The sequence below is a fragment of the Nevskia soli genome, from assembly GCF_903970205.1.
GTDB lineage: Bacteria > Acidobacteriota > Terriglobia > Bryobacterales > Bryobacteraceae > Bog-113.
On the sequence record NZ_CAJCHS010000093.1, the window covers coordinates 1 to 8,212 of the forward strand.

Sequence of the window (8,212 nt, forward strand, 5' to 3'; positions counted from 1 at the left end):
GTTGTAGCCAAACCCCACAAATATCCTCATGCCCACTCCAAGCTAAACGCTAGTACCGACTCCCGTCAACCGCTAGCTCGGCTGCTCGCCAAGCTGCAGTTTGAACAGGACCCCGTATTTGCATCCAATTTTACAGCGCGCCGGATCGTCTTCAAACGGCAATTTCGGCGTAGGCCTCCTGCCTCGAGGAAGCTGCAATTCGCCCCCAAGGCAACGGCCGCCCCGGCTTCTGAGAATTTGCCGCAACGCGAGTACGCGAAGTTGCTCGGACACGACTCATCCTGTGATCGCTTTCGTGTGGGCGTCCGTGCTCCTTATAAGGAAGGATCTGTTTTCTTCTCCAGCAAACGACGATCAGGAGTCCGGGCAACCGCGCGCGAGGGAATTGAGACGAGATCTTTAAGCAGTGAAGTCCGGAGTCCGTGTGGAGTCCAGACTGTGAAATTTCCGTTTTTGGCGTCCACTGGCGTCCAAATCGCCTGTTGCCAAGTCTTTTGTTTTCTGTCAGGATGCTTGTAAGTGATTGATATTTCTTAAATGGCATGGAAGAGGTCAAGGGTTCGAATCCCTTCAGGTCCACCAAAACAGCAACCATTCTCTGACTCAAGATTCCGCCCAGTTATTTTGGAACGCGCTAGTCTGACGTAGGTGTGGTGCGGTCTCGGTTTCCCTATGTAATCGGCACGACCCCAGCCATCCGCTCACATTCAAGCTTGGCGGTTCGAAGGTCCGCTTCACGGAGGCCCGGCGGAAGATTCTTATCGAGTTCGCGGCGCAACACTGCCCGCAAATCGGCCTTGTTGAGTCGACCGCGCTGAATCAAGTCACTCGCAATAGACTCTGCGAGTGTCCATAAGAAGGTATCTGCCAGGCGGTCCTCGGCTTCGAGGTGAAGCCCGTTTAACCACGCATCGTTGGAGCGCTCGCTCCCCCGAATCCTACAAGAGCATGAGCCACCTGTTGGCAATCCGCAGCCCGTTCCGTCTCGACAGACCGCTCCAGGCAGCGGTGCTCCGCGACACAACCCGCGAAGAAAATCCTGACGCGCTTCTGGAGCCAGTCACGGCCAGTGGCGTTCCTGTATTCCATGGAGCAGGGATCAGCCCACGCTGGCCAATGCTTTTCATACACCCATCGCCGGCGTTCCGGCTCGATGACTGCGGGCCGATTCCGCGGGCTAACGCTACCGCTGAATCGGTACAAAACGGATCTCGATCCGCTGATTCAATGCGCCCGCGATCCTGCGCAGCATCGTTAGGGAATGACCTTCGTAGTCGGCATCCTCGAGACGGCAGATGACCGATGGAGTGGTGCCGACAAGCTCGGCAAGCTGAGTTTGGGTGAGGGCGGCCGCTGCCCTCAGTTCGTGGATTTTGCGGGCTATCTTTTCGTTGGCGCGCGCCTCTTCCAGGTTCTTCAGCCGGGCCGGGTTGGTCTGCAGTTCAAAAACTGCTCTTATGAGGAGTCTTGACATGGCAAAGACGTCCTTCGTAGACCCGGCGGTGAAACGTGGCGTGGGATGTCGAAGTCACGAATGAATTCAAAGCCTGGCGCAACCTTGTGGTTTCGCAATGTTGCGAATATTTGCTCTTACTGCGCAAGGCGGCACAGGGCGAAGCGTTGCTGGATACCGTCCTCGAATCCCCCAACGTGAGCGACGAAGTAATCCGCTTCCACTGTCAACAGGCCGCGGAGAAGATGTTGAAGGCGGCTTTGTACGACTTGGGCGCCACTTTCCACAAGACCCACGAATTGGGAGAATTTGGACCTCCCCACGCCCTTAGGCGCGGTGTATCGGTACGACGACTCGGACGGCACTTAGTCGCTGAACCGGCTTGAAACGCGACCGATTGAGACCAATCCGTGCGTGGGTGGAAGGCCGCCTGCACATGCGCTCCGTTTCGCCCGCAACCTAAACGCTTCGGTCATCGTTGGGTTCGAGATCCGGTTTCGACCGAAGAACTTCTAAGGAACTCGCGCAAAACGGAGCGCGCCCTTTGCGCTTCTCAGATGCCCCCCGCTACCATCGAAACAGTGCCGCCAAAGCTGACCGACATGAAGACCTGGATCGAGAGGACAGGTCACACTAAGCTGCGCTCGTACCGGGGTGAGGACGGGAATTTTTGGTTGGAGCAGAACCCGGCGAAACGCTCCCCTTGGGCAACGTTCGCGAAGAAAGGACACGATGTGGCTTGGGAATTCGGCGCCGAGGGAGGGTATACGGGCCGCATATTGATCGATGGCGATATCTACGCGGCAGCGGAGGCAACCAGGAAGTTCCTGAAATCCTGACCCACGCCGCAAGGAACCCGGAATGTATCGAGCGCACGCTTCCGGGATTCCGTAGCTAAAGACTTACAGTTGTAACTTCGTCTTACATCTACTGTGCGTCGAAGTTATCGTAGAAGTTCGGCAAAGCGAATCCGCGATAACTTGTGGATGTCTCTAGATCGAAAATGATGTTGCCGCTTTCTCCGGTCGTGGGCTCCACTTCGAGCGCATGGGTCGGGTGGCTTTCTACCCGTATTCCGCTCGCGTAGGTGATATCGGAAGCCTCGAAGAAGTAATCGCCACTAGGGAGCAATTGGGCGCTGCCGAGCGCATCCGACTGGTAACCGAGATCCTGGATCAAAATCGGCGACGCGATCTTGTTCACCTCATCCAAACTAATCACATAGCCACGACTATTCTGCGAGTTACCGAGCTCGTAGACCCGGGTGTTTCCGTTATCGTACATGGTCATGTCGCCGTTGGCGTCAATCTCTACGTCGTGTTGGTGTGAGAACCATGGATAAACGTCGTTGTAAACGTTATTGAACGTAAAGTCACCGCAAACAGGATTAACGGGCGGAGTAAGTCCGGGCGAGCATCCAAGCCGCCATAGAACCTGTCCGTTGCCGGTTCCGTCCTGGTATTGAACGAGTGCGGCCCAATCCTGGTGCCGCATCGAAATGATCAGGTTGCCGTCCGACGCCCGGTAATAAACCGAGTTTAAATGCAGCCAGTCATTCGCGTCAGGGGTAACCCCGGTCGTGCCCGCAAGCCACACCGGCCGGCATCCGTTGCCCGAGTCACTGCAGTTCGGCGAAGATGTGGTTCCGGTATAGATGGCGGCCCGGGTAATCGGCAGCTCATTTGCATCCTCATGGTCAAACGGACTCCAGAACCACAGAGGTTGAAGCGTGGTCCCGTTCAGAACAACCATGCAGTTCGCTACGATATCGACGTTGCAGGGTACAGTCGAATCCGATACTGTGCAACTCTGGTTCGTGCCTTGGGCACCGGGCGGGAAGATGTCTTCCTGCGCCACGAGTACAAGCAAGTTCCCATCGGGAAGTTGTAGAAACTCATGATTGAATGATGCAAGACAACGCGTCCCGATCGAGACCGGAGTAGGGACGGTCGAGCAATGAGTTGTACCGGGGTAGCCCTGCGCGGTTAGCGCTTCGCCGACGGCTTGCGTGGTGGTCGACTGAACCAGATCACCGGCTGCATCGATAATCGCAACCTTTTGCCCCATGGATTTCGCGCCCTTACCTAGGGCGCCGTTACCGTTCCAAACGTTGCCGTCTCGCATTGTCATCACTTCGCCGCCTGGGATCACACGGCTTACGACACCGTTAGCGAGCGGGTCCTGAATGGCGGCGTACCAAACCATCCGGCCGCTCATGTCAGTCATCATTGGGTTAAATACGTCGCCGTCCGCGTCGAAGGCGAAAGTGCTAAAGAGAATATTCTTTATGGAAGGGTCAGACCCCGCGCCGGCTGCCGTGATAACGGTCGATACCGGAAAAGCAATTTTCGTGGGGAAGTCGCCGGACGTGAAAGTGACGGCCGCGGGACCCGACACCTGCTGGCCTCCGGTCGTCACCGCGTAGTTCATCTTATAAGTGGATCCCTGGTAGAGTCCGGCGACATACTGGTTCATCGAATGCACTCCGTCGCAGGGGATCGGGTTGGTATAGCTGGTCGACTTAGCACCTCGCTCCCGGTATGCAACAGAGAACGAACTGCCCACCGCGCAACTCGGACCGCTGGCGAGTACAACCACTGGGTTGCTCGTAGTCGTCAACACAAGGCCGGATCCCGTTGCTCGCGAGTTCAGGGTGTAACTGGACGTCTGAGTGACCGAACTTCCCGTGACGAAATCTTCCACAACCAATCGAATTGAGTAGGATCCCTCGGTCAGTGCCGATCCCCAGACAAAGGTGTCCGAGGCGGCTCCAACTTCTAATGGAGAACCTTGAAAATCCTGGACCGTCATATAGGCTCCGCCGTCGAAGCTCACGCTGAACTGAAAAGCAAGCGGTCCCGGGCCGCTATCAGCCGCTTTCGCTTGGAATGTTACGGGGGTGCCGATGGCCTGAGGTGAAGTAAGCGAAGGCGCAAATGAAGTAATGGATACCGAAGCCCAAATGGGACACGCCGCGGTAAATACGGCAAGCGTGTGAAGTATCGAACGCAAGGTTGAAAGCCTCCCGGCTAAGACTGAAGTAAGCCAGCAGGTCGCCTCGATGCCTGCGGAAGCTTGCAGGACGATATAACACTGAGCAACTATTACACTACCACGATGTTGCCCTACTACCTCCCGATGAATTCGCAATCCGTGCGGCAACAATTCGTTCGCCGGAAGCAGATGCGAGCGCAACCACTTTGTCTCCAGTCGCTCCGGCTCCGTCCCGCGTCGCGCGAGCTCGATTCACACCAGACATCGTTCTGGGACATTTCACTACGACTTATCGTAGCGACATCCGCCGGCCATCTACATTAAAGTCGAACTGCAATCGGGCTCGGGGCTAATCCACGGCCCGATTGCAATCGAAGCTACTAGACAGCGCTCAGGCTAACTTTGCTCCTGGCGGGATTGTGCGTTTTCTTCTGTATCGCATCGGTGTCATCTAAGCTGGCCTGCTGCAAGATCGGCTTCGAAATCTCCGTGAGTAGAAAATCCGCGGATTCTTCGTCTCCCAGCGTGTGCCGCAGCAGGTCCGCGACATCCAGCTCATCAATCTGTCTGGCCAGCGTGTACACGTTACCGTATCCGGCGATCTCGTAATGCTCCACGCGCTGCGCCGATGCGACCAGCGCAATATCAGCAGTTAACGGGTCCTTCTCGCCTGCCTCCGACATCGTTTCTTCGGCTTCCGCAATCAAGCCCATCATGGCCTTGCAGGGCTTCGGCTGCGCTTTCTCGCCAAGCAGCTCAAAGGCGCGCTTCAAACGATCCACGTGTTGCTCTGTCTGAGTCAGGTGAGTCGAGAAGCATTGCTTCAGTTGCGGATTGTTAGCCGCGTCCACCATCTTCGGCAAGGCCCCTACTAACTGCGTTTCCGCGTGTAGCAGGTCCTGCATTTCTTCAACGAGTAATTCTTTCAGTTGTCCCATTAGTTGTGTTCTCCTGACGTCTACTTATGCTTGTTAGTCGCGGGTCCGGTGACGGCCTTTGCCGGTCGTTTCCCGTTGCCGCCATTCTTGCCGGCATGGCTGACATGCCCCTCGGATTCCGCGGAAAACCGCTCGCCCGTCTTCTCCGATTCGAAATCCGAGAATGCCGGATTATCGACCAATGTCCAGTCTCCGCCTTCGTTCCAGGGTCCGCGGGCGTCGGGCTCGCCGCGATCTCCCACACCGGTCGAATCATTGAAGTACTGATCCACGATGCCCGGGGTTGGGGGAATGCGACCGATTGAAAACGCAGGTTTTCCCAAGCTCTCCAGGGCGGCGGTGAACGCTTTCATGTGAGTGATTTCGCGCGTCATCAGGAACTGAAGGGCGTCGATCGAGCCCTGGTCGTCCGTGAAGTCGATGAGTCGCTCATAGGTTATTTTGGCGCGAGCTTCCGCGGCGATGTTACTTCGAAGGTCGACGTCCAGTTCTCCACTTACCTTCAGGTAGTCGGCGGTCCAGGCGCTCCCCATCGAGTTGTATAGATTGACGCCGCCTCCACCGACTATGGAAATCAGCGGGTCCGCTTCAGCCGCATGGCGTTTTGTCTTGAGCGGCTTCAAATGCATACGGGTCAGCACGCCGACAACTTCCAAATGGCTTAGCTCTTCGGTTCCGATATCCATCAACAAATCCTTCCGGTAAGGATCATCACAGTTGAGTCCTTGAACGGAATACTGCATTGCCGCCGCGAGCTCACCGTTGGCGCCTCCGAACTGCTCCAAAAGCATATTGCCGAAGCGCGGATCGGGCGTCCCGACCCGGACCGTGTACATGAGTTTCTTTACGTGGTGGTACATGAGTCTCCTTGTTATTCGCAAGGATGCATTCAAGCGGCCTAATTAGCCGCGTGATTCATTCGTATTGTGCTGAACTTAAGGACTTAGCTCGGCCGGTGCTCGTTGGTTTGCATGAGGTGGCTACTTGTGAACGCCACAACAAGCATGCTTCCAATCCAGCGGTACGGTCGCGCGACGAATTGCAACGTCGCCGATCAGCCCGTACTTTCGGCAAGCGTCTGCGGTCAGGGACCGGTCCACGGCCCGGCCCCACGGTCTTTATAATGATCTTCCCAACAAGTATCTTCCGGATGTAACACGGCCGCTCGAATTCTGCGATAAAATACCGTGAAATTCATGTCGCACAAAACAATCGACGCGGTCCACCCAAGGGCCGTCCAGGCTCCGCATCGCCGGCAATTTGTCACCCAGATGGGAAGTATCGCGGCCGCGGTGGTTGCGGGAGCCTTGACCACGCCGTCCGACGCCTCGGCGCAGTCGTCACGTCCTTGTGTTGCTCCCGCAATGCCCTCGGGCGTGACTAACAGCCGGATGGCCGAAGCCTTCAATCTTCGGGTCGAAGAGGCGGCTCAGAACGCTTCTATCTCGGCGGCGGTCAACGTTAATAACGGGGATGACGCACTCTATCCGGATAAGGGCGGAACTTACACGAAAGGTCTTCCGCACGATAGTTTTGGCCGCGTGGACCTGAATGCCTACGCTACCTTCAAGACTGCGCTGGCCAGCGGCCGGTTCGCTGATTTCGAGAAGATCATCATGGGTGGCACGCGGACCCTGAACGGCCCGCAAGGTGGACTGGCGTTCGATCTCTGCCGCATGGATAACGTCCAGTTCGGCCAGCCGACCGTGCCTCCCGCGCCACCTATCGACGGCGACCAGACCGGCGCCGAACTAGTGGAACTCTACTGGGCCTCGTTGTTGCGAGACGTAGCTTTCACCGACTACGATTCCAACGCCTTAGCCGCTCTTGCCGCCTCGGAACTGAGCGGATTGCCTGCTTATCGGGGTCCCAGAAGCGCCGGCGGCCAGGTTACTACCGATCTTCTCTTCCGCGGCATCTTCCCTGGTGAAACGCTGGGTCCTTACGTATCTCAATTCTTAATTACGCCAACCAACCTCGGAGCGCAGCCCATTAGTCAGCAAATGGTGAGTTATCTGCCGAACGTCGACTACATGGCCAACTTCAGCGATTGGCTATTAGTCCAGAATGGCAACGTCGCCGGCCTGCAGAATGCGATCGATCCGGTTCTGCGCTACCGCCGCCTGGGACGGGATCTCGCCGCGTTTACGCATGTGGACGTGCTCTATCAGGCGCATTTCACCGCATTTCTCGTACTCTCGAGTATCGGCGCTCCGTTCAACCCCGGCAATCCTTACAACCAATCGAAGTGTGAAAACGGCTTCGGCACGTTCGGCCCCCCTGACTTTGCATCGACCCTTGCCGAGGTCGCGACGAAAGCTTTGAATGCCGTGTGGTACCAGAAGTGGTTCGTACACCTCCGTCCCCGCCCGGAAGCCACCGGCGGACAAGTCCACTTAGTCAAGACCGGACAGGGAAGCGATACGGACGTTCAGCCGAGCCAGGTAGTCCTAAATTCGATGGGCCTTCAGCAAAGCTTCACTAAGTTCGGGACTTACCTGCTCGCGCAGGCTTTTCCCGAGGGATCGCCGGTTCATCCGGCCTATCCGACCGGACACGGCACCGTGGGCGGCGCCAGCCTCACCGTGTTGAAATTCTTCTTTGACGGTAACTTCGTGATTCCGAACCCGCTGGTCCCTTCCAGCGATGGTTCGTCGCTTGCAGCCTACGAGGGCTCCGACGCGGGACAACTTACCGTCAACGGAGAGCTGAACAAACTCGGCCATAACATCACGTTCGGGCACGGCATTCACGCGGGGATTCATTGGCGCAGCGACAGCGATACGTCCTTGTTGCTGGGCGAGGCCGTCGCACTTAGCTTTCTTCA

Annotated in this window: 5 protein-coding genes and 1 pseudogene; 3 read left to right on the plus strand and 3 right to left on the minus strand. The window is 56.9% G+C overall.

The window, feature by feature from the left end; translation table 11 throughout:
• Positions 1-1,183: 1,183 nt before the first annotated feature.
• Entirely contained in the window at positions 1,184-1,474 is a 291-nt protein-coding gene (locus H1Y01_RS04540; RefSeq protein WP_180539085.1) for a helix-turn-helix transcriptional regulator, read from the minus strand.
• Between the two features lie 35 nt (positions 1,475-1,509).
• Here H1Y01_RS04540 and H1Y01_RS04545 point away from each other — a divergent pair, with 35 nt between their 5' ends.
• Together H1Y01_RS04545 and H1Y01_RS04550 are read left to right on the plus strand one after the other, a co-directional pair.
• Positions 1,510-1,839, plus strand: a complete 330-nt coding sequence (locus tag H1Y01_RS04545; RefSeq protein WP_180539086.1) for a HEPN domain-containing protein — start codon at positions 1,510-1,512, stop codon at positions 1,837-1,839.
• A 171-nt stretch (positions 1,840-2,010) separates the two neighbouring features.
• Positions 2,011-2,292, plus strand: coding sequence for a hypothetical protein (locus tag H1Y01_RS04550; RefSeq protein WP_180539087.1), 282 nt, complete (start codon positions 2,011-2,013; stop codon positions 2,290-2,292).
• Between the two features lie 88 nt (positions 2,293-2,380).
• On the opposite strand, the gene H1Y01_RS04555 is transcribed toward H1Y01_RS04550, so the two are convergent.
• Together H1Y01_RS04555 and H1Y01_RS19885 are read right to left on the minus strand one after the other, a co-directional pair.
• Entirely contained in the window at positions 2,381-4,465 is a 2,085-nt protein-coding gene (locus tag H1Y01_RS04555; RefSeq protein WP_180539088.1) for an aryl-sulfate sulfotransferase, read from the minus strand.
• Positions 4,466-4,827: 362 nt separating this feature from the next.
• Positions 4,828-6,245, minus strand: a pseudogene (locus tag H1Y01_RS19885) (DUF892 family protein).
• A gap of 336 nt (positions 6,246-6,581) precedes the next feature.
• Between H1Y01_RS19885 and H1Y01_RS04570 the strand changes: the two are divergent.
• Positions 6,582-8,212, plus strand: a 1,631-nt coding sequence (locus H1Y01_RS04570) for a vanadium-dependent haloperoxidase (RefSeq protein ID WP_180539091.1), incomplete at its 3' end; no start/stop codon positions are given.